The organism is Sphingobium sp. MP9-4 (assembly GCF_005281675.1).
GTDB classification, from domain to species: Bacteria; Pseudomonadota; Alphaproteobacteria; order Sphingomonadales; family Sphingomonadaceae; genus Sphingobium; species Sphingobium yanoikuyae.
Genome location: NZ_LUFI01000071.1, coordinates 119,835 through 143,325 on the forward strand (window position 1 = coordinate 119,835; position 23,491 = coordinate 143,325).

The 23,491-nt window shown below is 66.1% G+C and carries 20 protein-coding genes; 17 read left to right on the forward strand and 3 right to left on the reverse strand.

Annotated features, from left to right (window positions below; translation table 11 throughout):
* Nucleotide 1: 1 nt before the first annotated feature.
* Nucleotides 2-718, reverse strand: a complete 717-nt coding sequence (locus tag A0U87_RS21540) for an alpha/beta hydrolase (RefSeq protein ID WP_048936981.1) — start codon at nt 716-718, stop codon at nt 2-4.
* A 201-nt stretch (nt 719-919) separates the two neighbouring features.
* Here A0U87_RS21540 and trxB point away from each other — a divergent pair, with 201 nt between their 5' ends.
* On the forward strand, nt 920-1,882 hold the full coding sequence (trxB, locus tag A0U87_RS21545) for a thioredoxin-disulfide reductase (protein WP_048936980.1): 963 nt from the start codon (nt 920-922) through the stop codon (nt 1,880-1,882).
* 193 nt (nt 1,883-2,075) lie between these two features.
* On the opposite strand, the gene A0U87_RS21550 is transcribed toward trxB, so the two are convergent.
* Complete coding sequence (locus A0U87_RS21550) at nt 2,076-2,363, reverse strand: acyl carrier protein (protein WP_037516813.1); 288 nt, start codon at nt 2,361-2,363, stop codon at nt 2,076-2,078.
* A 27-nt stretch (nt 2,364-2,390) separates the two neighbouring features.
* Nucleotides 2,391-3,395: a GNAT family N-acetyltransferase gene (locus A0U87_RS21555; RefSeq protein ID WP_122928102.1), complete on the reverse strand. Its 1,005-nt coding sequence runs from the start codon at nt 3,393-3,395 to the stop codon at nt 2,391-2,393.
* Between the two features lie 48 nt (nt 3,396-3,443).
* Here A0U87_RS21555 and A0U87_RS21560 point away from each other — a divergent pair, with 48 nt between their 5' ends.
* From A0U87_RS21560 to A0U87_RS21635, 16 genes are all read left to right on the forward strand, one after another.
* Entirely contained in the window at nt 3,444-4,991 is a 1,548-nt protein-coding gene (locus A0U87_RS21560; protein ID WP_048936978.1) for an acyl-CoA ligase (AMP-forming), exosortase A system-associated, read from the forward strand.
* Nucleotides 4,988-6,220 (forward strand): pyridoxal-dependent decarboxylase, exosortase A system-associated, encoded by a 1,233-nt coding sequence (locus A0U87_RS21565; protein WP_048936977.1) that lies wholly within the window; start codon nt 4,988-4,990, stop codon nt 6,218-6,220. Before A0U87_RS21560 ends, A0U87_RS21565 begins: the two co-directional genes overlap by 4 nt.
* A 130-nt stretch (nt 6,221-6,350) precedes the next feature.
* Nucleotides 6,351-6,995 (forward strand): XrtA/PEP-CTERM system exopolysaccharide export protein, encoded by a 645-nt coding sequence (locus A0U87_RS21570; RefSeq protein WP_048936976.1) that lies wholly within the window; start codon nt 6,351-6,353, stop codon nt 6,993-6,995.
* Nucleotides 6,996-6,997: 2 nt separating this feature from the next.
* Entirely contained in the window at nt 6,998-8,518 is a 1,521-nt protein-coding gene (locus A0U87_RS21575) for an XrtA system polysaccharide chain length determinant (protein WP_048936975.1), read from the forward strand.
* Between the two features lie 14 nt (nt 8,519-8,532).
* On the forward strand, nt 8,533-9,471 hold the full coding sequence (locus A0U87_RS21580; protein ID WP_048936974.1) for an AAA family ATPase: 939 nt from the start codon (nt 8,533-8,535) through the stop codon (nt 9,469-9,471).
* A complete protein-coding gene (locus A0U87_RS21585; protein ID WP_048936973.1) occupies nt 9,468-11,072 on the forward strand; it encodes a hypothetical protein in 1,605 nt (534 codons plus the stop codon). Before A0U87_RS21580 ends, A0U87_RS21585 begins: the two co-directional genes overlap by 4 nt.
* A gap of 58 nt (nt 11,073-11,130) precedes the next feature.
* Nucleotides 11,131-12,351 carry an XrtA/PEP-CTERM system-associated ATPase gene (locus A0U87_RS21590; RefSeq protein WP_137405982.1) on the forward strand — a complete coding sequence of 407 codons (1,221 nt, stop codon included), beginning with the start codon at nt 11,131-11,133 and terminating at the stop codon, nt 12,349-12,351.
* Nucleotides 12,352-12,383: 32 nt separating this feature from the next.
* Nucleotides 12,384-13,232, forward strand: coding sequence for an XrtA system polysaccharide deacetylase (locus A0U87_RS21595; protein ID WP_080993530.1), 849 nt, complete (start codon nt 12,384-12,386; stop codon nt 13,230-13,232).
* Nucleotides 13,229-14,305, forward strand: a complete 1,077-nt coding sequence (locus tag A0U87_RS21600; RefSeq protein ID WP_048936972.1) for a FemAB family XrtA/PEP-CTERM system-associated protein — start codon at nt 13,229-13,231, stop codon at nt 14,303-14,305. Before A0U87_RS21595 ends, A0U87_RS21600 begins: the two co-directional genes overlap by 4 nt.
* Before the next feature lie 60 nt (nt 14,306-14,365).
* Entirely contained in the window at nt 14,366-15,439 is a 1,074-nt protein-coding gene (locus A0U87_RS21605) for a FemAB family XrtA/PEP-CTERM system-associated protein (protein WP_137405983.1), read from the forward strand.
* Nucleotides 15,436-16,665: a TIGR03087 family PEP-CTERM/XrtA system glycosyltransferase gene (locus A0U87_RS21610; RefSeq protein WP_048936970.1), complete on the forward strand. Its 1,230-nt coding sequence runs from the start codon at nt 15,436-15,438 to the stop codon at nt 16,663-16,665. Before A0U87_RS21605 ends, A0U87_RS21610 begins: the two co-directional genes overlap by 4 nt.
* The gene (gene xrtA, locus A0U87_RS21615; RefSeq protein ID WP_048936969.1) at nt 16,662-18,197 is read left to right on the forward strand and encodes an exosortase A; all 1,536 of its coding nucleotides are present in this window, start codon (nt 16,662-16,664) and stop codon (nt 18,195-18,197) included. The genes A0U87_RS21610 and xrtA overlap by 4 nt, the downstream gene beginning before the upstream one ends.
* Before the next feature lie 10 nt (nt 18,198-18,207).
* Nucleotides 18,208-20,103 carry an XrtA/PEP-CTERM system amidotransferase gene (locus A0U87_RS21620; RefSeq protein ID WP_137405984.1) on the forward strand — a complete coding sequence of 632 codons (1,896 nt, stop codon included), beginning with the start codon at nt 18,208-18,210 and terminating at the stop codon, nt 20,101-20,103.
* 43 nt (nt 20,104-20,146) lie between these two features.
* Nucleotides 20,147-21,517, forward strand: coding sequence for a sugar transferase (locus A0U87_RS21625; RefSeq protein WP_122928101.1), 1,371 nt, complete (start codon nt 20,147-20,149; stop codon nt 21,515-21,517).
* Between the two features lie 2 nt (nt 21,518-21,519).
* Entirely contained in the window at nt 21,520-22,653 is a 1,134-nt protein-coding gene (locus tag A0U87_RS21630) for a glycosyltransferase family 2 protein (RefSeq protein ID WP_048936966.1), read from the forward strand.
* A 76-nt stretch (nt 22,654-22,729) separates the two neighbouring features.
* Nucleotides 22,730-23,482 (forward strand): methyltransferase domain-containing protein, encoded by a 753-nt coding sequence (locus tag A0U87_RS21635; RefSeq protein WP_048936965.1) that lies wholly within the window; start codon nt 22,730-22,732, stop codon nt 23,480-23,482.
* The last annotated feature ends 9 nt before the right edge of the window (nt 23,483-23,491 follow it).

The window sequence follows — 23,491 nt, forward strand, 5'->3', positions numbered from 1 at the left end:
GCTAACCCGCCACCTCCAGCAACATGGTCGCGACCGCTTCCGGCTCGGTGATCATCAGGTCATGGCCGGTATCGATCTCGAAATTGCGATGGCCTTCCAGCTGGCGGGCGCGGGCCTCCTCCGGGCTGTTCTGCAACGCATGGGTGCAATTGATATTGGTGCGCGGCAGGCGAAACGCCGCATCGCCATTTTCCAGACGTAGCGGCTGGCCGAAGCATTTCCACGGATGCGGCGTCAGCCGCGCCTCGGTCCAGGCGACATCGGCCGGATCGGTGATGCCGAAGAAGCCCGCCATGCCGGGGAAGGGCCACATCACCAGTTCGATCCCGTCGACGGTGCGGCCCATGGCGCGGGTCGGTTCCATCTGGGCCGGCGCCACTATTTCCAGCGATTCCCCGTCCCTGGGATGGGCGGCATCCAGATAGACCAACTCGCGGATGCGCTCGGCCGCGCGATCGGCGACGCCGGTAATCACCATCCCGCCATAGCTGTGCCCGACCAGGATGACATCCTCCAGCCCCTCGAACGTCATCAGCGCCACCACATCCTGGATATGCATGTCGAGATCGATGTCGGCGTGGAGAAGATGGGCGCGCTCGCCAAGGCCTGTCAGCGTCGGGCAATGGACCTCATGCCCCGCCGCGCGCAGCCGCCGGGCGACCTGCTGATAGCACCAGCCGCCATGTCCCCCGCCATGCACCAGCACGAATGTCGCCATGCTCCGTCTCTCCCAATGACTATCGATCCGCCATTTGTGATACATAATGGATCATAGGGCAACGCGACTTGTGCAACGCCTCGGCGATGCTGCGGTTCAAGCTTTGGCCGTCCCAAGCAAATCTCCTGCCCAACTCCTGCTTGCGCGGGGGCTGGCAGGGCCTATCTCTGGCGGCCACACGAATCGCAGCTGGAATTATCGATGACCGCCACCCACTCCACCCGCATGCTCATTCTCGGTTCCGGCCCGGCCGGCCTGTCCGCCGCCATCTATGGCGCGCGCGCGGGCCTGGCGCCGATCGTGGTGCAGGGTATGCAGCCGGGCGGCCAGCTGACCATCACCACCGACGTCGAAAATTATCCGGGCTTCAAGGATGTGATCCAGGGCCCCTGGCTGATGGAACAGATGCAGGCCCAGGCCGAACATGTCGGCGCGCAGATGATGTATGACCAGATCGTCGACGTCGACCTCAGCGAACGCCCCTTCAAGCTGAAGGGCGACAGCGGCACCCTCTATGTCGCCGACACGCTGGTCATCTGCACCGGCGCCCAGGCCAAGTGGCTGGGCGTCGAGGGCGAGGAGCATCTGCAGGGCAAGGGTGTCAGCGCCTGCGCCACTTGCGACGGCTTCTTCTATCGCGGCAAGAAGGTCGTGGTCATCGGCGGCGGCAACACCGCGGTCGAGGAGGCGCTCTACCTCACCAACCACAGCCATGACGTGACCCTGATCCACCGCCGCGACTCGCTGCGCGCAGAAAAGATCCTGCAGCAGCGCCTGCACGCCCATCCCAACATCAAGGTGCTGTGGAACAAGGCGGTCGACAAGTTCGTCGGCGGCGGCACGTCCGAAGGTCTGGTCGGCGTCGATCTGATCGACACCGTTACCGGCGAGAAGTCGCATGTGCCGACCGATGGCGGCTTCGTCGCGATCGGCCATCACCCCGCGACCGAATTGTTCGACGGCAAGCTGCCGCTCGACGAAGGCTATATCGTGGTGGAGAAGGGCACGACCCACACCGCCATTCCGGGCGTCTTCGCGGCCGGTGACGTGACCGACAAGATCTATCGCCAGGCGGTGACCGCAGCCGGCATGGGCTGCATGGCCGCCCTCGACGTCGAACGCTTCCTCGCCGAAGCCGACTTCGAGCAGCTGGTCGAAGCGTAAGAGCCTGTTTGAAAAATCGCGAAAGGGCGATTTTTCAATACGGTACCAGCCCGCTCCCCCGCCCAACAGGATGACACTGGATCGGGCGGTTGGGCGTGGGAGCTGGCTGGAACCGGCTTCCTCGAACGGACTCCAAGAAAAAGGGCTGGGCCGGAAACGGCTCAGCCCGAACTTCTTTGGGAAAGGGCGGCTTTCAGCCCAGCTTGGCGCGCAGGAAGGCGACCAGCGTGCCGAAGGTCTCGAACGTGTCGCCGTCGATATCCTCATCCTCGATCAGGATGTCGAAGCGATCTTCCATTTCGGTGAGCAGGCCGGCAACAGCCATCGAGTCCAGCTCGGGCAGGGCGCCGAACAGCGGCGTGTCGGCCTCGAACGCATCGGCCCGCTCCTGCGACAGGCTCAGCACGTCGCGCAGAAGCGCCCGCACCAGGGTTTCGATATCGTCTGTCCGGTCGACCGGCTGAGTGGATTGCGCCCGCATGATGGCGGCTATCTAATGGCTCGCCGCCTATCCGACAAGCGCGGAAATGCAGGTGCGCGCGGCGGGAATCCAGCTGGATGCGCGGCGCGGATTGAACAGGTCGATCTGGTAGAGGGGAATGCGCTCGTCCATCCATTCGCGCTTATAGTCATTGTCACCGGTGCCATAATCGATCGTTGCGACCCGATCCTGGTCGATGGCATGGGCGAACATCGCATGGCTCAGCAAGGTGCCGGGCGACCCTTCGTCCTGGGTTCTGTCATGGGCCAGCTTGTGGATCAGCGCCGTGCCATGTTCCACCGTCCATAATTGGGTCGCCACGGCGCGGCCGTCCAGTCGGGCAAAGCCCAGCCGCAAGGTGCCGGCATCGCTTTCCCGCTGCGCCAGGACGCGCAGGAAGTTGAGGCCAGGCTCGGGTGCCTTCCAGCTATGCGCCTGCACATCGACATAATCCTGCCACAGCGTATCGGTCAGCTTGTTGTGGATGCTGAGGTCGTAACGCTCCTGCCGGGCCTTGCGCCGCACCTGGTTGCGCAACCGGCCGGGGCGCTGCGCCCAATAGCTAGAGAAATCCCGGCCATCGACATGCAGCAGATATCGGCCGCCCATCGGCCGCTGCACCGCGAACCAGCCGGCGCGGCGAAAGGCGCCGATCAGCGAGCCGGGCAGGGCAAGGGGATAGAGGTTGATCTGTGCCTGTTCGCGCAGCAGATGGCGGGCGATATTTTCCAGCAGCCGGGCCTGTTGACGCGCGTCCGGCGCCCCCAGGAAAATCGGGCTCCAGGCGAAACTATACCAATTGGCAAGGGCAGTTAGGCGACGAGCCGAGGGCGCGAGAAGGAACAACCAGGCCTCGCAGGCGTCCTCTGTCTGTTGGAACACCCTGAGCGGGGTGTCGCCAAGGCAAAGGGGGTGCAATGTTTCAAACCAGTCCAGCCGGTCGAACAGGCTGTCGATATGGGCGCGGTCCATCCGGCCGCCGATCGCCGACCGCACTTCCGACAGCGTCCGATATTCCCTTGGGACCAGCAACCTATTATCTCCCGGCACCTTAGCTGCCCTTAGGACCTAATTCTGGACATGACGTTAAGCGACCCCCTGTTGGCTTCCAAGGCGCCAATCGACGATGCCGATGTGCAGCCGATAGACCATCTGCTGCTGCGTGGCGATCCGGAACGGCCGGCGCTCGCGGGGCGGTCGGGCGCGCAGGACTATGCCGAACTGGAACAGGCGCTTGGTCGTCTCGCCGGATGGCTGGCGGGCTTTGGCCTTGCGCCCGGCGCGCGGGTGGCGAGCTGGGTGGCCAAGGGGCCGGTCGCGGCGCTGATGCCGCTCGCCGCGCCGCGCGCGGGGCTTGTCCATGTCCCCATCAATCCGCTGCTCAAACATGCGCAGGTCGCCCATATCCTGGCCGATAGCGGCGCGGCGCTGCTGATCGGCACGGCCAGCCGCCTGTCGACGCTGGCACCCGGCGATATTCCGGCTGGCTGTCATCTCCATCGTGAGGATGATGCGGCCGCGGGGATGAGCGGCGGCGCGGCATTGCCGCCGTCCGATGCCGCGCCCGATGCTCTGGCCGCCATCCTCTATACCAGCGGATCGACCGGCCGGCCCAAGGGGGTGATGCTCAGCCACGCCAATCTCTGGCTCGGCGCGGTGTCGGTGGCCCATTATCTGGGGCTGGCGCCGGAGGACCGGACGCTGTGCGTGCTGCCCTTCAGCTTCGACTATGGCCAGAACCAGCTGCTTTCCACCTGGTATGCGGGCGGTTGCGCCTATCCGCTCGATTATCTGACCCCGCGCGACGTGGTGAAGGCGGTCGATCGCTGGGACATCACCACCCTGGCCGGGGTGCCGCCGCTCTGGGTACAACTCACCGAACTGGACTGGCCGGCGGAGATCGCGGCCAGGCTCCGTCGCCTGACCAATAGCGGCGGGGCGCTGACCCGGCCGCTGGTGGCACGGTTGCGCGCGCTGTTCCCGCAGGCCGATCTCTATCCCATGTATGGCCTGACGGAAGCCTTCCGCTCCACCTATCTGTCGCCCGCGCTGGTTGACAGTCACCCGGATTCGATGGGGTCGGCCATTCCCTTTGCCGAGATATTGGTGGTCCGTCCCGATGGCTCGCTGGCCGAGGATGACGAGCCGGGCGAACTGGTCCATGCCGGCCCGCTGGTGGCGCAGGGCTATTGGCAGGATGCAGCGCGCACCGCCGAGCGCTTCAAGCCGGCGCCATCCGCCTCGCGCCATGGCGGCACGGCCGTATGGTCCGGCGACACCGTCCGCCGCGACGCGGATGGGCTGCTCTATTTCGTCGGCCGCGACGACGCGATGATCAAGTCGGCCGGCAATCGCATCAGCCCGACCGAGATCGAGGAGGCGGCCGTTGCCGTCGCCGGCGTGGCGGAGGCTGTCGCCCTCGGTGTCAAGGATGAGCGGCTGGGACAGGCAGTGCTGCTGCTGCTGCGCGCCGCCGACCCCGATATATCCGCGGCTGTTGCCGCCCATCTGAAGGCCGAACTGCCCAATTTCATGCAGCCGCGCGAGACGCTAGTGCTTGCACAGTTCCCGCGTAACCCCAATGGCAAGATCGATCGAGTCGCGCTGGCCAAGGAGTATGCGTCATGAAGCCCATGGGCCCCATTCCCGCCTGGTTCGCCGAGGAAGAAGGCATGTTGCTGATCGGCGGCTGCGGTGCGGCGAGCCTGGTCGACGAAGCGGGCGACACGCCGCTGTTTGTCTATGACATGGGGATCATCGAGGCGCAGGTCCGCCGCTTCCGCGAGGCGATCCCCAAGCGGATCGACCTTCATTATGCGATCAAGGCCAATCCCTATGCGCCGCTGCTGGCGCGCATGGCGGGGTTGGTCGACGGTTTCGACATCGCATCGGGTGGGGAACTGGCGATGGCGCTGGAGGCCGGCATGGACCCGGCACGGATCAGCTTTGCCGGACCGGGCAAGCGCAATGACGAACTGGAAGCCGCCATCCATGCCGGCATCACCATCAACCTGGAGTCCGAGGGGGAGGGCGCGCGCGCCCTGACCGTGGCGGAGCGTCTGGGCAAGGTGCCGCGCCTCGCCGTGCGGGTGAACCCGGATTTCGATCTCAAGGGCTCGGGTATGCGCATGGGCGGCGGTGCCAAGCCCTTCGGCGTAGATGCCGATCGCGCGGCCGCGCTGGCGCGTGCGATGATCGATGGCGGCGCGGACTGGCGCGGCTGGCATATCTTCGCCGGCAGCCAGGCGCTCGACCCGATGGCGATCATCGAGACCCAGGCGGCGACCATCGATCTGGCGGCGCGCCTGTCCGATGCCGTCGGCGCCGCGCCGCCTCTGGTCAATCTGGGCGGCGGTTTCGGCATTCCCTATTTTCCCGGTGACGAGCGGCTGGACATCCGGCCGATCGGCGTCGCGCTCGACACCGCGCTCAATGCGCTGCCCGATATCCTGACCGACAGCGCATTCGCGATCGAGCTGGGCCGCTGGCTGGTGGGGGAGGCTGGCATCTATCTGACCCGTGTGGTCGATGTGAAGCAGAGCCAGGGTGAAACCTTCGTCGTCGTGGACGGTGGTCTGCACCATCAACTGGCGGCCAGTGGCAATTTCGGCACGGTCGTGCGGCGCAACTATCCGATCGCGGTGGCCAACCGTTTCGGGCGCGAGCCGACCACCCAGCCGGTCAATGTCGTCGGCTGCCTATGCACGCCGATCGACCGGCTGGGCGAAAAGGTCGCGCTGCCGCCAGTCGATGTCGGCGATTTCATCGCGATCTTCCTTGCCGGTGCCTATGGCGCGTCGGCAAGTCCCGCGGCCTTTCTTGGCCACCCAAGTCCTCGTGAACTATTACTTGGCTAATCCATGTCCGACAGCAGGCCTAACCCTATCTTTACCCTTTTCCGGCATGACGAGGATGAAGCCATGGGCCTGCACGCGATCATTTTTTCCGATCGCGCGTCGGCTATGATGGTATGAAGGGGTGAATTTTATGCGTTTTCAGCGGATTTCTAGGCTCCTGATCGGTGCATCGCTGCCTGCGGTGGCCCTGTCGGGCTGCGCTTCGACCAGCTCCGCGCCGCAGCTTCCCCCCGCATCCTTCGTCGCGACCCAGGAAGGGCCGGGCGAGGAATATATCATCGGCCCGCTCGATAACCTGACCATCTTCGTCTGGCGCAACCCGGAACTGGGCGCCAAGGTGCAGGTGCGTCCCGATGGCCGCATCACCACGCCGCTGATCACCGACATGCCGGCCGTCGGCAAGACGCCCAAGATGCTGTCGGACGATATCAAGCTGGCGCTGACCCAATATATCGAAAATCCGCTGGTATCGGTGATCGTCGACAATTTCTCCGGCACCTACAGCCAGCAGGTGCGGATCGTCGGCGCGACCGAAAAGCCGGCCTCCATCCCTTATCGCGCGAACATGACCCTGCTTGACGCCATGATCTCGGTCGGCGGCCTCAGCGAATATGCGTCCGGCAATCGCGCCCGCCTGGTCCGCTTCGACAAGGCCAGCGGCAAGCAGAAGGAATATCAGGTCCGCATCGGCGACCTGCTCAAGAAGGGCGACACCAAGGCCAATGTCATGCTGGTGCCCGGCGACGTCATCATCATTCCGGAAAGCATGTTCTGATCATGGCGGGTCTGTACGACGAGCTGCTGGTCCTCCTCCACGGCATATGGAGCCGGCGCTGGATCGCGCTGGCCGTGGCCTGGGGCGTGTGCATGCTGGGCTGGCTGGGCGTGTCGCTCATCCCCAATGGCTATGAATCCAAGGCGCGGGTCTATGTGAACACCCAGTCGCTGCTGGAGGACAAGATCGGCATCACCCAGGTCCAGTCCCAGCAGGATCTCGACCGGGTGCGCCAGACGCTGCTGAGCGCGGAAAATCTGGAAAAGGTCGTGCGCGGCACCGACCTTGCCCAGACCATTTCCGGACCGCGCGACGTGGCGGGCAAGATCACCACCCTGCGTGAGCATATCACCGTGCTGGCCCAAGCGGACCCCAGCATGATCGACATCAGCGCGACCTCGGCCGACAGTGGCCTGTCGGATGGCGCCAATGCCCGCATCGCCCAGCAGGTGGTGCAGAAGCTGATCGACATCTTCCAGGAAGAAAATCTGACCGGCGGCCGCACCGAAACCCGTCAGAGCCTGGCCTTCCTCGACCAGCAGATCGCCGGTCGCGGCAAGCAGCTCGAAGCGGCCGACAAGCGGCGCGTCGAATTTGCCCAGCGCTATGCCGGCGTGCTGCCGGGCGCCGGCACGATCAGCCAGCGCATGGATGCGGCCCGTCTGGAAATCAACAATATCGATGCCCAGCTGGTGCAGGCGCAGAGCGCGCTCAGCGCAATGAACGGCCAATTGGCTGGCACCCCGGCGACCCTGCCGGGCGTGGCGGTCGGCGGCGGTGCATCCCCGCTGGCCCAGGCCCAGGCCGAACTCGCCGGCATGCGCGCGCGCGGCTGGACCGCCAGCCATCCCGACGTGATCGCCGCCCAGCGGCAGGTCGACAATCTGCGTCGCCAGGGCGGCGCCAGTGGCGCGGCCGCTGCCGGCACGCCCAATCCCGCCTATCTGTCGATAAAGTCGATGCAGGCCGAACGGGCCGCCACCGTGCAGGCGCTGTCGACTCGCAAGGCGCAGCTTCAGGCCGATCTCAACACCATGACCGCGCATCAGATCGATGAGCCGGGCGTGGCGTCCGAACAGGAAAAGCTGGATCGCGACTATGCCGCGCTCCAGACCCAATATGACAAGCTGCTCGCCGACCGCGAGGAGATCCGCCTGCGTGGCGACGTGAAGACCGAAACCGGTGCGGTGCAGTTCAGCGTGCTTCAGCCCGCCAGCCTGCCGACGGCGCCCGCTGCACCCAACCGGCCGCTGCTGCTGCTGGGCGTACTGATCCTCGGCATCGGCGCCGGCATTGGCGTCGCTTTCGCGATCGGCCAGCTCAAGGGCACCTTCCCGACGGCCGCCCGTCTGGAACGGGCCGTGGGCATTCCGGTCGCCGGGTCGATCACCCAGGTCGCCAGCACGGCCCAGGTCACTCTCGACAAGCAGCGGATGAAATGGTTTGCGGGCGCCAGCGGCGGCCTGGCTGCCCTGTGCCTGTTGTTGATCGTCGTCGAATTCATCCAGCGCGGTACGGCGTGAAGGAGCCTGATCCCATGAACCAGCATAGCCCCATCAAGGGCCGCGGCTCGCTGATCGAACGCGCCACCGAGATTTTCGATTTCCAGGCGGCCCTGCGTGGTCGTGCGGCGCCGGCCGTCGATGTGCCGGCCGATGCGCCGCCACCGCCGCCGATGTTCGATCCCGCGCCGCCGGCGCCGGCTCCGGTCGCGTCCGATGAAGCGCCGATCTTCCGTGCCCAGGCCTGGACCAGCCCGGCCCAGCCGGTCGATCGCGACCGACTGACCGAAGCCGGCTTCCTGGTGCCCGGCGCGCCGGTCACCGCGATGAGCGAGGAGTTCCGCCTGCTCAAGCGCGGGCTGCTGACCCATCTTCAGGACAATCCGCGCGGCAACCGCATCCTCCTCTGTTCGCCCCATAGCGGCGAAGGGAAGACCTTCTGCGCGATCAATCTGGCGCTCAGTCTGGCGGCGGAGCAGGATCGCGAGATTTTGCTGGTCGATGCCGATTTTGGCAATCCGGGCATCCCCGAAACGCTGGGCCTGCAGGCCGGGCCGGGGCTGATGGATGCGCTCGCCGATCCGCTGGTCGCGATCGAGGATTGCGTGCTGCGCACCGACATTCCCTCGCTGTCCGTCCTGCCGGCAGGCCAGCGCAGCCATGCCGACACCGAATATCTCGCCTCGGCGCGGACCGAAATGCTGCTGCAACGGCTGACCGAGGGGCGGCCCGACCGCATCATCGTGTTCGATTCCCCGCCCTTGCTCGCGGCCTCGCCCGCTGCCGTGCTGGCCAGCCATGTCGCGGTCGCGCTGCTGGTGGTGCGCGCCGACAAGACGTCGGAAAGCGCGCTGCGGGAGGCGGCTGCACTGCTGAAGGGCGGGGCGCAGGTCCAGTTGCTGCTCAACGCCGTCCGCTATACCGGCGGGGCTCGTCGCTTCGGTTCCTATTATGGCAAGGGCGAGGCGGGATGACCGCGCGTGACCTGATCGCCGGCACCTCGCTGCTGGTGCTTGCCAGTGTCAGCGCCCCGGCGCTGGCACAAGGCACGCCTGCGTCCACCAGGAAGGTCGACGTGACGCCTTATCTGGGCATCGATCAGGTGGTGATGGTGCCGCTCAAGGGCGACGGCGACGTCGTGACCTATACCAATCTCACCGCCGGCGTGACGGTGGAGGTCCAGACCCGCCGGCTCAACGCCGCAGCGGACGTCCAGTATATGCACAGTTTCGGCTGGGGCCACGCGACCGATTCCGACGTGCTGAGTGGGATCGCCAATGCCGGCTACAAGCTGACCCCCGAACTCACCCTGCAGGCCGGCGGCATCGCCTCGCGCGTGCGCACCGACGGCTATTCGGGCGCTGCGGCGATCGACAATCGCTACACCAGCCAGATCTGGGGCGGCTATATCGGCCCCAGTTACGCCACGAAGGTCGGCGATCTCGACATCAAGGCTTCCTATCGGCTGGGCTATGCCCGCGTCGACGACGATGTCGATGTGAATGCCCCGGACGCCGCGATTGCCAATGGCTCGTTCGCGCAAAGCTGGACGCATGACCTGAATGGCTCGATCGGCTTCTCGCCGGGCACGATATTGCCGGTCGGCCTCACCGCCAGCGCGGGCTATAGCCGCGAGGATGCCAGCCAGCTCGACCAGCGGTTCGAGGATGTCTGGGGCCGGGTCGATGCGATCATGCCGGTTTCGCCCACGGTCGCGCTGCTCGGCGGCATCGGCTATGAGGATATCGAAATCAGCCAGCGCGCGCCCTTGCTGGACGAGGATGGGGTGCCGATCATCCGCAACGGCCGCTATGTCACCGACAAGAGTTCGCCACGCGAACTTTATTATGATTTCGGCGACCTGATCTGGGATGTCGGCGTGCTGTGGCGGCCCAATCGCCGTACTTCGCTCAAGGCGACGGTGGGCGAACGCTATGGCGGCATGTCCTATCAGGGCCAGTTCACCTGGCAGGGGCGCAACAGCAGCGTTGGCATCGCCGTGTTCGACGGCATTGAAAGCTTCGGCCGGATGATCACGGCGGATGCGGCCGCCTTCACCGGCACCAACCTGATCGTGCCGCGCAATCCCTTCACCGGCGATCTCACCGGCTGCGCCTTCTCGCCGACCGGCGGGGGCGAATGCTTCAACGATGCGCTGGCCGGCATCACCGGCGCCAATTTCCGCTATCGTGGCGTCGCCGGGCAATATTCCACCCGGCGCGGCCCCTGGGGCTTTGGCCTGGGCGGCGGCTATTCCAACCGCAAGTTCATCACGCCGACGACCCAGAGCGTGCTGATCAGCGGTACCCACGACCAGAATTGGTATGGCAATGGCACCGTCACCTATGCGTTCAACGACCGCGATTCCCTGGATACGGCGGTCTACATCAATTATTTCGATGCCAGCGGCGCCCGCGCCGATGTCTTGAACTATGGTGCCTTCACAAGCTATTTCAGAGGCTTGACTAGGAAACTTACGGCATCGGCTTCGCTCGGCGTCGATGCGGCGAAGGCGGATGATTTTGACACGCTGATCAACGCGATGGGCCAGGTCGGCCTGCGTTACAGCTTTTAAGGGAATTCCGGTTATAAGGGCGTCTATGCGACGCCGGCATGCCGGATGGAGACGACAGATGTACGATCAGTTCTATGGATTGCAGGGCCGCCCGTTCCAGCTGACGCCGGACCCGCATTTCTATTTCGAGAGCACGACGCATCGCAAGGCACTGTCCTATCTGGGCTATGGTCTGGCGCAGGGCGAGGGCTTCATCGTCATCACCGGCGACATCGGCGCCGGCAAGACGACGCTGGTCGGCCATCTGATGAGCACGATCGATCCGGCGCGCCTGACCGCGACCAAGATCGTGTCGACCCAGGTCGAGGGCGACGACATGCTGCGCCTTGCCGCGCAGAGCTTCGGCCTGGCCACCGACGGCGTCGCCAAGGCGCAGATATTGCGCCAGATCGAGGCCTATTTGCAGGGCCAGGCCCGCGCCGGCCGCCGTTCGCTGCTGATCGTGGACGAAGCGCAGAACCTGCCGGTCTCGGCGATCGAGGAACTGCGCATGCTGTCCAACTTCCAGTTGGGCGGCCAGTCGCTGCTGCAGATATTCCTGCTCGGCCAGCCCGAATTTCGCGACCTTGTCCGGTCGCCCGAGCTGGAGCAGCTGCGCCAGCGCGTGATCGCGACCCATCATCTCGACCCGATGCTGCCGCAGGAAGTCGAACCCTATATCAGCCATCGCCTGACGCTCGTCGGCTGGACCGGCAATCCCTATTTCACCGACGATGCGCTTGACGCCATCTATGCCGCCACCGGCGGCGTGCCGCGCCGCATCAACGCGCTGGTCAGCCGCGTGCTGCTGCTGGGCGCGCTGGAGCAACTGACCGAGATTGACGGTCAGGCGGTCCAAGCGGTGATCGAGGATATGGGCGTGGACGAGGATGTCAGCGCCGAACCGATCGCCCCGTCCGTGCTGGATACCGCTGGCGAAACCGCGCCGGAACCGATCGCACCGGCCGAACCGGTCGCCGCTGCCCCCGCACCGCAGGCGGTCGCCTGGCAGGCGCCGGCGCAGCCCGATCTCGTGTCGCCCGCCGTGCATGAGGAGATCGAGGCGCTGCGTGCCGAAATCGCCGCCCTGCGCGCGATGCAGAACCATGCCTCCTATGCCGCGCCGACGGTCGATCCCGAAGCGCTCAAGGGCTGTTTTGCCCTGATCGAGGAGCGCCTGTCGGGCCTCGAATTCCGCGTCGAGGAACAGGATGCGGCGCTGCGCCGCGTGCTGACCCTGCTGGTCGACGGGGTCGAGCGCGACGAACGCGCCGCCGATCCGGAGCGTAACGCCGCCTGATCGCGCCCGCGCGGCAACACCGGGACAAGATCATGATGCACAATGCCCTGTCCGTCGATGTCGAGGACTGGTTCCAGGTCGGCGCCTTCGAGCGGACGATCGACCGTTCCGATTGGGAGGGGCTGACGCATCGCGTCGAGCGCAACACCGATGCGGTGCTGGACCTGTTCGCGCAGGCCGGCGTCACCGCGACCTTCTTCACGCTGGGCTGGGTCGCCGAACGCTATCCCGCTTTGATGCGCCGCATTGCCGAAGCCGGGCATGAAGTCGCCAGCCATGGCTATGACCATGCCCGCGTCTTCACCTTCACGCCCGAACAGTTTCGCGCCGACCTGCGCAAGTCCCGCGCAATCCTGGAGGATGCCAGCGGGCAGAAGGTGTCGGGCTATCGCGCGCCCAGCTTCTCGATCGATCCGCGCACGCCCTGGGCGCATCCGATCCTGGCGGAAGAAGGCTATGCCTATTCCAGCAGTGTCGCGCCGATCCGGCACGACCATTATGGCTGGCCCGACTCGCCCCGCTTCGCCTGGAAGCCGGTGGCGGGATCGGAGCTGCTCGAACTGCCGGTCACCACGGCAAAGCTGGGCCAGCGCACGCTGGCGGCCGGCGGCGGGGGCTTTTTCCGCCTGCTGCCCTATGGCTTTTCACGCTGGGCGATCCGCCAGGTGAACGGCCAGGCGCAGCGGCCCGCCATCATCTATTTCCACCCCTGGGAAATCGACCCGGATCAGCCGCGCGTCGCCGGCGCGCCACTGCGCTCGCGGGTGCGCCACTATACCAATCTGTCCGTCATGGCCGCCAAGCTGCGCCGCCTGACCCAGGATTTCGCCTGGACCCGCGTCGACGCGCTGGTTGCGCAGGAAGCGGCGCGCGCCACATGATCGCGGGCAACCGGGCCGATCTGGCGATCACCACGCTGGACCTCAAGGATCCGGCGCAGGCGCAGGCGGCCGATGCCTATGTGCTGGCTCATGGCGCCAGCACGCCCTTCCATCGTCCGGCCTGGCTGATCGCGATCGAGCGGGCGACCGCGAACCGGGCGCTGATGCTCGCGGCGGCTGCGCCATCGGGCCAGATTTGCGGCCTGCTGCCGCTCCAGCATGTGCGCAGCCGCCTGTTCGGCCAGGCGCTGGTGTCCGCCGCCTTCGCCGTCGACGGCGGTATATTGGCCGATGATCCGGCCGTGATCGCCGCCCTGGCTGCTGCCGCCCGGAATGAAGCGCGGGCGCGGGGCGACGTGCCGGTCGAACTGCGCGGCGGTGTCGCACCGGGGGAGGGGTGGCGCGTCTGCGAGGGCGAGCATGTCGCCTTCGTCCGCCCGCTTGCCGCCGATGACGAGGCGGAACTGCTCGCCATACCGCGCAAGCACCGCGCCGAACTGCGCAAGGCGCTCGCCAATCCGGCGCTGACCGTCGATCATGGCCGCTCGACGGCACATCTGCGCGACCATTATCGCATCTATGCCGAATGCGTTCGTAACCTCGGTACCCCGGTCTTCCCCGCGCGCCTCTTCCGCGAGGTAATTGCCGCCTTTGGCGCGGATGCCGACATTAGCATCGTGCGCGATGGCGATCGCGATCGCCCGGTCTCGGCCGTGCTGACCCTCTATCATGGCGACCGGGTCATGCCCTTCTGGGGCGGCGGCGGCGCCGATGCCCGCCGGCTGCGTTCCAACGAACTCATGTATTATCGCCTGATGGGCCATGGCCGCGCCCGCGGCGCCCGCCGGTTCGACTTTGGCCGGTCCAAGGTCGGCAGCGGCCAGGCCGCCTGGAAAAAGAGCTTTGGCTTCGATCCGCAGCCGCTCGTCTATTATGACTGGTCGCCCACCGGCCAGTTGCGCGACGTCAGCCCGACCAGCGCAAAATATCAGCGGCGGATCGAACTGTGGAAGAAATTGCCGCTGCCGGTCGCCAATCTGCTGGGGCCGATGATCAGTCGGGGCCTCGGCTGATTACCATATATTCAGTCCTTTGGGCCTATGCCGGTGCCAGGGTACTGAGGGAATGAGCAGATGAATGCGATTGTCGATCTGAGCGTCATCGTCGGAGAGGCGCGTCTGTCCGACCCGGCTGTCGTGGCGGAAATCGATGCCTGGGTCTGCGCCCAGCCGGGCTCGACGCCCTTTCATCGACCGGCCTGGATCATGGGTGTGGAGGCCGGCACCGGCCAGAAGGCGATCATGCTGGTCGCCCGCACGCCCTCGGGCGAGATCAACGGCGTGCTGCCGCTCACCCATATCCGTTCGGCCCTGTTCGGCAAGGCGCTGGTCGGCAGCGGATTCGCGGTCGATGGCGGCATTCTCGCTTCCCATCGCAAGGCGATCGCCAAACTGGCCGACGCGGCCTGGTATCAGGCGGAAAAGCTCGGCTGCGACACGCTGGAACTGCGCGGCGGCGAAGCGCCCGGCGGCGCCTCATGGCAGAACAAGGCCGACGCCTATCTCGGTTTCTCGCGCGCGCTTGCCGCCGATGACGAAGCGGAACTGAAAGCCGTGCCCAAGCGCCACCGCGCGGAAATCCGCAAGGGGTTGGGCAACGACCTCCAGTTCGAGACCGGGCGCGACCAGCGGCTGCGCGACATCCATTATCGCCTCTATTGCCAGAGCGTCCATAATCTGGGCACGCCGGTCTTCCCGCGCGCGCTGTTCGATGCCATCCTCGACCGGTTCGGGGCGGATGCGGACATCGCTATGGTATCGAAGGACGGCAAGCCCCTGTCGGCGGTCATCAGCCTCTATCATGGCGGCGCCTGCATGCCCTATTGGAATGGCGCCGGGCTGGAGGCGCGGGCGATGCGCTCCAACGAAGTCCTCTATTTCACCCTGATGCGCCAGGCCCGCGAGCGCGGCCTCACCCATTTCGACTTTGGCCGGTCGAAAGTCGGCACCGGCCCCGCCGCCTGGAAGAAGACATGGGGTTTCGAGGGCGATCCCCTCGGCTATCATCTGCGCACCGCGCCGGGCAAGGAGACGCGTGACGTCAATCCGCTCTCGCCGCAATATCGGCGCAAGGTGGAATTGTGGAAGAAACTGCCGCTGCCCGTCGCCAACCTCATCGGCCCGCATATCGCGCGGGGCCTTGGATGACGGGTGAGCTTCTTTTCCTCTGCCATCGTATCCCGTTCCCGCCCGACCGGGGCGACAAGATCCGGTCCTATCATCTGCTTCAGCGGCTCGCGCAGATGGCACCGGTCCATGTCGGCTGCTTTGCCGATGATGATCGCGACATGGGTTTCGCCCCGGACATGGCGCGACTGACGGCCAGCCAGTGCGTGTTGATGCGCGACCGTTCGCGCATCGTCGCCGGCCTCTCGGGCCTGGCGCGCGGCCAGTCGCTGCTGGTGTCGCTGTTCGATCATCCGGACCTGCATCGCTGGGTCGCCCAGGTCATGGCCGAACGGCCGATCCGCGCCGTCATTGCCTATTCGGCGCAGATGGCGCATTTCGTGCCCATGCTGCCGGCGGGGGTGCGGTTCCTGATGGATTTCGTCGATTTCGATTCGGCCAAATATGCCGCCTATGGCGCGCAGGAATCTGGCCCGATGGGCTGGATCAATCGGCGCGAGGGCCGCGTGCTGCTCGATTTCGAGCGCAAGGTTTCGGCCCGCGCCGATATCTGCAGCTTCGTCAGCGAGGCCGAAGCGGCCTTGTTTCGCGATGCCTGTGGCCTTGGCCCGGACCGGATCGTCGCGCTCGAAAATGGCGTGGCGCTCGACTATTTCGACCCCGCCGCCGATTTCCCGGCGGTCGATAAGGGGGCATGGCCGCTGATCGTCTTCACCGGCCAGATGGACTATCGCCCCAATGTCGAGGCGGTCGAGAGTTTCGCGCGCCAGACGCTGCCCGCCATCCAGTCCGCACGCCCTGACGCGCGCTTCGCCATTGTCGGCCGCAATCCGTCGAAGCCGGTGCAGGCACTTGCCGATCTCCCCGGCGTCATCGTCACCGGCGGCGTGCCTGATGTGCGTGGCTGGCTGGCCGCTGCCGATCTGGTGGTGGCCCCGCTGCGCATCGCGCGCGGCATCCAGAACAAGGTGCTCGAAGCCATGGCGATGGCCCGTCCGGTCGTCGCTTCGCCCCAGGCCGCCGAAGGCATTGATGCGGTCGATGGCCGCGATTTCCTGGTCGCGGATGACCCGGTGGCCGAAGCCCAGGCGGTCCTGTCGCTGCTCGCCGATCCAGCGCGAGGAACGCAGCTCGGCCTCGCCGCCCGCCGCCGTGTCGAGGACCGCTATCGCTGGTCGGCGACGCTGGGCGGTCTGCCCGACCTGCTGCTCGGCGCGCCGGGCAGGGCCGATCCGCAGGCCGCATGACCGATCGCGCCCGTTCCCTTGCCGATATGCCGCGCATCGGTCTTGCCGGCTGGCGTGGCCATCTGACCGCGCTCGGCGTGGTCGCGGCTGCCATATTGACGCTCTTCTTCGACGATCTCTATTCGATGGTCTCGATCTGGTGGAACGCGTCCACCTTCGGCCATTGTCTCTTCATCCCGATCCTCATCGCCTGGCTGGTGCAGCAGCGTCTGCCCGGCCTGCGCCAACTGGAGCCGGTCGCCTGGCCGCCGGGCCTGATCTGGCTGGGCCTTGGCGCCTTTGCCTGGCTGCTCGGCGCGGCGGCGGGCGTCGCGATGGTCCGCCATGGCGCGCTGGTCCTGATGCTTCAGGGTGCGGTGATCGCGCTGCTCGGGCCGATGGTGGCGCGCGCCTTGCTCTTCCCGCTCTTCTACGCCTTCTTCATGGTCCCCTTCGGTGAGGAGATCGTGCCGCATCTTCAGTTGGTGACGGCGCATCTGTCGATGATGTTCCTGACGCTGGCCGGCGTGCCCGCCCATATGGAGGGCATCTTCATCACCACCCCGACCGGCTATTTCGAGGTGGCGGAGGCCTGTTCGGGCGCCAAGTTCCTGATCGCCATGACCGCCTATGGCGCGCTGGTCTGCAATGTCTGCTTCCAGACCTGGCCGCGCCGCATCCTGTTCATGGCCGGGGCGCTCACTTTGTCGGTGCTGGCCAATGGCGTGCGCGCCTTCGCCACCATATTGGTCGCCCATCTGACCACGGTCGACGCGGCCGTCGGTTTCGACCATGTCGTCTATGGCTGGGTCTTTTTCGCGATCATTATGATCATCGTGATGGCGACCGCCTGGCCATTCTTCGATCGTAAGCCCGGCGATCCCTGGTTCGATCCCGCGCCGCTGCAGCGCCCCGTCCGGCGGCAGGCGCCGGCCGGCATGATGGCGGCCATCGCACTCGGCATCATCGTTGCCGCGCCGCTCTGGCTGGCGGCCACTGCGGCCACCGCCCGTCCGCTGCCATCGCGCATCGATCTGCCGGCGGTGCCGGGCTGGACCCGCACCAGTGCCGCCCAGACCTATCCCTGGAAACCGCGCTTCGATGGCGCCGATCATTTCATCTCGGGCCGCTATGCCAATGCGCACGGACAGGTCGTGGACCTCGTCGTCGCCGCCTTTGACCGGCAGGAGGACAAGCGCGAACTGGTCGGTTTCGGGCAGGGCGCGGTCGATCCCGACAAGGAATGGACCTGGTCTTCGCCCGCGCCGGCGCCCGCCGACGCACGCGGCGAGCAGATCACCGGTCCCGGCCCGCTCGTCCGCCATGTCGTCAGCTTCTATGTGGTGGGGCAGGGCGCACCGACCGGCAGCAAGCCGGAAGTGAAGATCCAGACCATGCTGGCCCGGCTGCTCGGCCGCGATCCGCGCTCGGTCGCGATCCTCGTTTCCGCTGAAGAGCATCCGGGCCATCCCTCCGACGCGGCGATCGCCGCCTTCCTGCGCGATCTGGGCAATGTGAAGGAATTGGCTGACCGCAGCGCGGGCATAGGCTAGGACCGTAACAATGTGCGGAATTGCGGGCATCTTCCATCTCGAAACGGCCAAGCCGGTCGATCCGGCGCGGGTGCGCGCCATGCTGGACGTGATGCCGCATCGCGGCCCGGACGGCAGTGGCATCTGGACCGCGCCGGGCGTGGGCCTCGGCCATCTGCGCCTGTCGATCATCGATCTTGGCGGCGGCGCCCAGCCGATGCTGACCGAGGATGAAAGCCTGGTCGTCACCTTCAACGGCGAAATCTACAATTTCGCCGAGGTCCGCGCCGAACTGGAGGCGAAGGGCCATGTCTTCCGCACCGACAGCGATACCGAGGTCATCCTGCACGGCTATCGCCAATGGGGCGAGGAGTGCGTCAGCCGCTTCAACGGCATGTTCGCCTTCGCCCTGTTCGATGCGCGCGCCCAGTCGCTCTGGCTGGTGCGCGACCGGCTGGGGGTGAAGCCGCTCCATTATGCCCTGTTGTCGGATGGCAGCCTGATCTTCGGATCGGAACTGAAGAGCCTGCTCGCGCACCCCCTGCTCCGCCGTGCGCCGGACCTGAGCGCGGTCGAGGATTATCTGGCCTATGGCTATGTCCCCGACGATGCCTGCATGGTCGCGGGCGTGCGCAAGCTCGGGGCGGGTGAGACGCTGCGCCTGGTGCGCGGCCGTCCGCTGCCCCATCCCCAGCGTTATTGGGACATCAGCTTTGCCGATCGCAGCAAGGCCAGGCCCGAGGCGCTGGAGGAGGAGCTCGTCGCCCTGATGCGTCAGGCGGTGCGCTCGCGCATGGTGTCCGACGTGCCGCTCGGCGCCTTCCTGTCCGGCGGCGTCGACAGCAGCAGCGTCGTCGCGCTGATGGCAGAGGCGTCGAACCAGGCGGTCAAGACCTGCACCATCGGCTTCGACGTCGCCAGCCTGGACGAGACCGCCTATGCCGACCGGATCGCGCGGCGCTTCGCCACCGACCATCGCACCCGTATCGTATCACCCGATGATTATGGATTGGCCGACACGCTGGCCTTCCATTTCGACGAACCCTTTGCCGATGCCTCCGCGCTGCCGACCTACCGGGTCTGCGAACTGGCGCGCGAACAGGTGACGGTGGCCCTGTCCGGCGATGGCGCGGACGAGGCGTTTGCCGGCTATCGCCGCCACCGTTTCCAGATGCAGGGGGAAAGGCTGCGTGGCCTGATCCCCGCGTCGGTGCGCGAACCCTTGTTCGGCACGCTCGGCCGCTATTATCCCAAGGCCGACTGGGCGCCGCGCCCGCTGCGCGCCAAATCGACCTTCCTCGAACTGGCTGGCGACGGCGGCGAAGCTTATGCCGCCTCGGTCGGGGTCACGCCCCATGCCCTGCGCCAGCGTCTCTTCAGCCAGGACATGAAGAGCCGGCTGGGCGCCTATCGCGCCGAGGATCGCTATATCAAGGCGATGGCCAATGCCCCGGCGCGCGACCCGCTTGATCGCGCCCAATATGCCGATATCCGCATCTGGCTGCCCGGCGACATCCTGACCAAGAGCGACCGGATGAGCATGGCCGTCAGCCTGGAAGCGCGCGAGCCGCTGCTCGACCATCGGCTGGTCGAATTTGCCGCCCGCCTGCCGGTTGCCCAGCGCATTCGCGGCAATAGCGGCAAATATCTCATGAAGAAGGCGATGGAGCCGTTCCTGCCACAGGATATTCTCTATCGCCCTAAAATGGGCTTCGTGACGCCGATCAGCGCCTGGTTCCGCGGCGCGCTGGCGGGCGAGGCGACGGCGGTCGCCGGCGGCTCGGCCCTCGCCCGCACCGGCTGGTTCGACACGAAGATGCTGGCGAAAATCGCGGCCGACCATAAGGCCGGCATATCCGACCATGGTCGCCTGCTCTGGCAAATGGTGATGCTCGACAAGGCGCTCGGCCGGCTGTTCGGCGCGTGATCCCCTTGCAACCGGCCCCGCCCGGTGCCAACGGGACAGCATAATGAATATGCAGGGCGCCTCATTGACTGTCTCGAAGGAAATTGTGCGGCTGCGCCTCTATGCGCTGTGCCTGGCCGGCGACATGGCGGGGCTGTTCATCGCCTTCCTCCTCGCCAACTGGCTGGTCGTCGGCGCCTTCCTGGGCGAACCGGGCAAGCCGCATGGCCTGGTGATGTTCTCGATGGTCGCGCCACTCTATGCGATCCTCGCGGTGCAGGGTGGTGCCTATGGCATCAACACGCTGGATCGGGTGCGGCGCGGCATCTTCCGCGCACTGCTGGCGCTGGCGCAGGCGGCGCTGTTGATGCTGCTGATCGTCTATCTGGGCAAGATCGCCGAACAGCTGTCCCGTCTGACCTTCCTCACCGGCCTGCTGCTCGGCGCGGCGACGCTGGCGCTGGTGCGTCTGGCCGTCGCGCGCCTCGCCGTCCGGCTGCTGGGCGATGTCCCACATCTCACCGCCGTCATCATGGACGGGGTCGCGATCGAGACCGGCGCCCATATGGAGGTGATCCAGGCGGACGCCGCCAATCTCCACCCCGAACGCCATGACGCCGACATGGCCGCACGCCTGGCCGCCGCCGTCGGCATGGCGGAGCGCGTGATCGTCGCCTGTCCGCTCGAACGGATGGACGACTGGTCGGCCGCGCTCAAGTCGCTGTCGGCGCGGGGCGAGATCGTCGTCCCCGAACTGCTGCGCTTTGCCCCCGCGCGCGTCGATGAGTTTGACGGCCAGCCGACGATCATCGTCGCCGGCGGCCCGCTGCAATTCCGTGATCGCCTGATCAAGCGGCTGTTCGACATCCTCGTCGCCACCATTGCCACCATCGCGCTGTCGCCCGTCCTGTTCGGCGCTGCCCTGGCGGTGAAGCTGACCAGCCCCGGCCCGATCCTCTTCCGCCAGCCGCGCATCGGCAAGGATGGGCGGCCCTTCTCCATCTACAAGTTCCGCTCGATGCGGACCGAGGCGAGCGACCACAAGGCTGCCACGCTGACGAAGCGCGATGATGATCGCGTGACCCGCGTCGGCGCCTTCCTGCGCAAGACCAGCATCGATGAACTGCCCCAGCTCTTCAACGTGCTGAACGGCGACATGAGCGTCGTCGGACCGCGCCCCCATGCCGCCGCCGCCAAGGCGGGCGACAGCCTCTATTGGGAGGTCGACGCCCGCTATTGGGAACGGCATTGCATCAAGCCGGGCATGACCGGCCTTGCCCAGGTGCGCGGCCATCGCGGCGCGACCGACCATCATCAGGATCTGATCGACCGGCTCCAGTCGGATCTGGAATATGTCAGCGACTGGTCGATCTGGCGCGACCTGCGCATCATCGTCGCGACGCTGGGTGTTCTGGTGCATCACAAGGCCTATTGATCATGATCGACCTTCTGCTTGTCCTTGTCCTGCTGCTTTCGCTTGTCGCGGTCGCCTGGCCTTTCTTCTTCTATCCGCTGATCCTGCGCCTGTTGCCGACCCGTGCGGAAGCGCCGGCCGATGGCCCGCTGCCCAGCGCCTCGCTGCTTTTCTGCGCCTATAATGAGGCTGCCTCGATGCCGGACAAGCTCGCCAATCTGGCGATGCTGAAGGATCGGCATCCTACCCTCGAAATCCTGGCCTTCGATGATGGATCGTCAGACGGCACCGCCGGGTTGATCGCTGCGCAGGGGGGCGGCGGATTTATCACCCTGTTGCAGGGCCCCGGACGCAGCGGCAAGGCGCATGGCATGAAATTGCTTGCTGCCCGTGCGCGCGGCGATGTGCTGATCTTCACCGACGCCAATGTGCTGCTGGATGCCGACGCGATCGACAATCTGCTCGCTCGCTATGCCGATCCCGATATTGGTGGCGTGCTCGGATCGCTCCATTATCTGGGCGAGGGCGACAGCGCGACCGCGGCCGTCGGCTCGCTCTACTGGCGGATCGAGGAGAGGCTGAAGGACGAGGAGTCGCGCACCGGCAATGTGCTGGGCGCCGACGGTTCGATCTTCTCGATCCGTCGCTCACTCTATCCGGAATTTCCCGATAGCGTGCTCGACGACCTCACCGTCTCCATGGCGGTGGTCTTTGCCGGCAAGCGGCTGGTGAAAGCGAAGGATGTGATCGCGCGCGAGCGGCTGGTGACCGGGCGCGGGGACGAGTATCGGCGCAAGGTGCGGATCGCCGCCCGCGCCTGGCACACGCACAGCCATTTGCGCCCGCAACTGCGCCGCATGGCGGCGATCGACCGGTTCAAATATGCCTCGCGCAAGATCGTCCGCTGGTTCGGCGGCCTGTTCATTCTGATCGGCGCGCTCGCTGTGCTGGTGCTGGCGTTGCGCTTGTCGATCCTGCTCGCCATGCTGGGGGTGATCGCGGTGACGGCCCTTTTCCGCATCGGCGGACGGGCCCGCAGCGGCCCGCTGGCAACATTGATGGATATATTGATTGCCTATGCCGCAACCCTGAAGGGCGTGGTCAAGGCCATGCGCGGCCGCACCGTCACGATCTGGAATCCGGCCCAGTCGCGATAATCTTTCGCGCTGATCCCCCTCGCCAAAGCCGCGCCATATTGTATAGGCCGGAAGCTGATACCGAGCGGAGAATGGCGTGATTACTGTCCAGCGGGTGGCCAAGGCCGCCGGCAAGCATCTGACCAAATTGGGTCTCGACCTGCGCAAGGCGTTGGGTGCCTCCGCCAATCGCGGCTGCCCGGCCTGCGGCATGACGGTCATCGGCTTCTTCCGCTATGGCGACAATGGCGAATGGGGCTGCCCCAATTGCAACGCCTCGCCGCGTGAGCGGCTGATGAACTATCTCATCATGAAGGGCGTGTTGACCGTGCCGACCGACGGCGCGATCCTGCACATGGCCCCCAATGAGGGGAGCCTGGTGAAGCGCTTTTCTGAAGCGGCCGACTATGTCCCGGCCGATCTTGATCCCGCGCGCTATACCGTGCCCGGCATGCACAAGGTCGACCTGATGGCGCTGTCCGACAGCGATCGCTACGACCTGTTCTATGCCAGCCATGTGATGGAGCATGTGCCCGACGACATGGCCGTGCTGCGCAATATCCTTCGCGCGCTCAAGCCGGGCGGCGAAGCCTGGCTGATCGTGCCGCTGTGGGACAAGCCGACCGAGGATGGCAGCTTCGACATCCCACCGCGCGAGCGGGAACGGCGCTTTGGCCAGTGGGACCATGTCCGCCAATATGGCCTCGACTTCGCCGATCGCATCCGCGCCGCCGGCTTCGAGCTGGAGGAAATCGATGCGCGCGACATCGACGCCGACACGCGCCATTTCTATGCGCTTGATGATCGGCTGTTCCGCGCGCGCAAGCCGCTGGGAACTGCGACGCAGTGAGCATGCTCG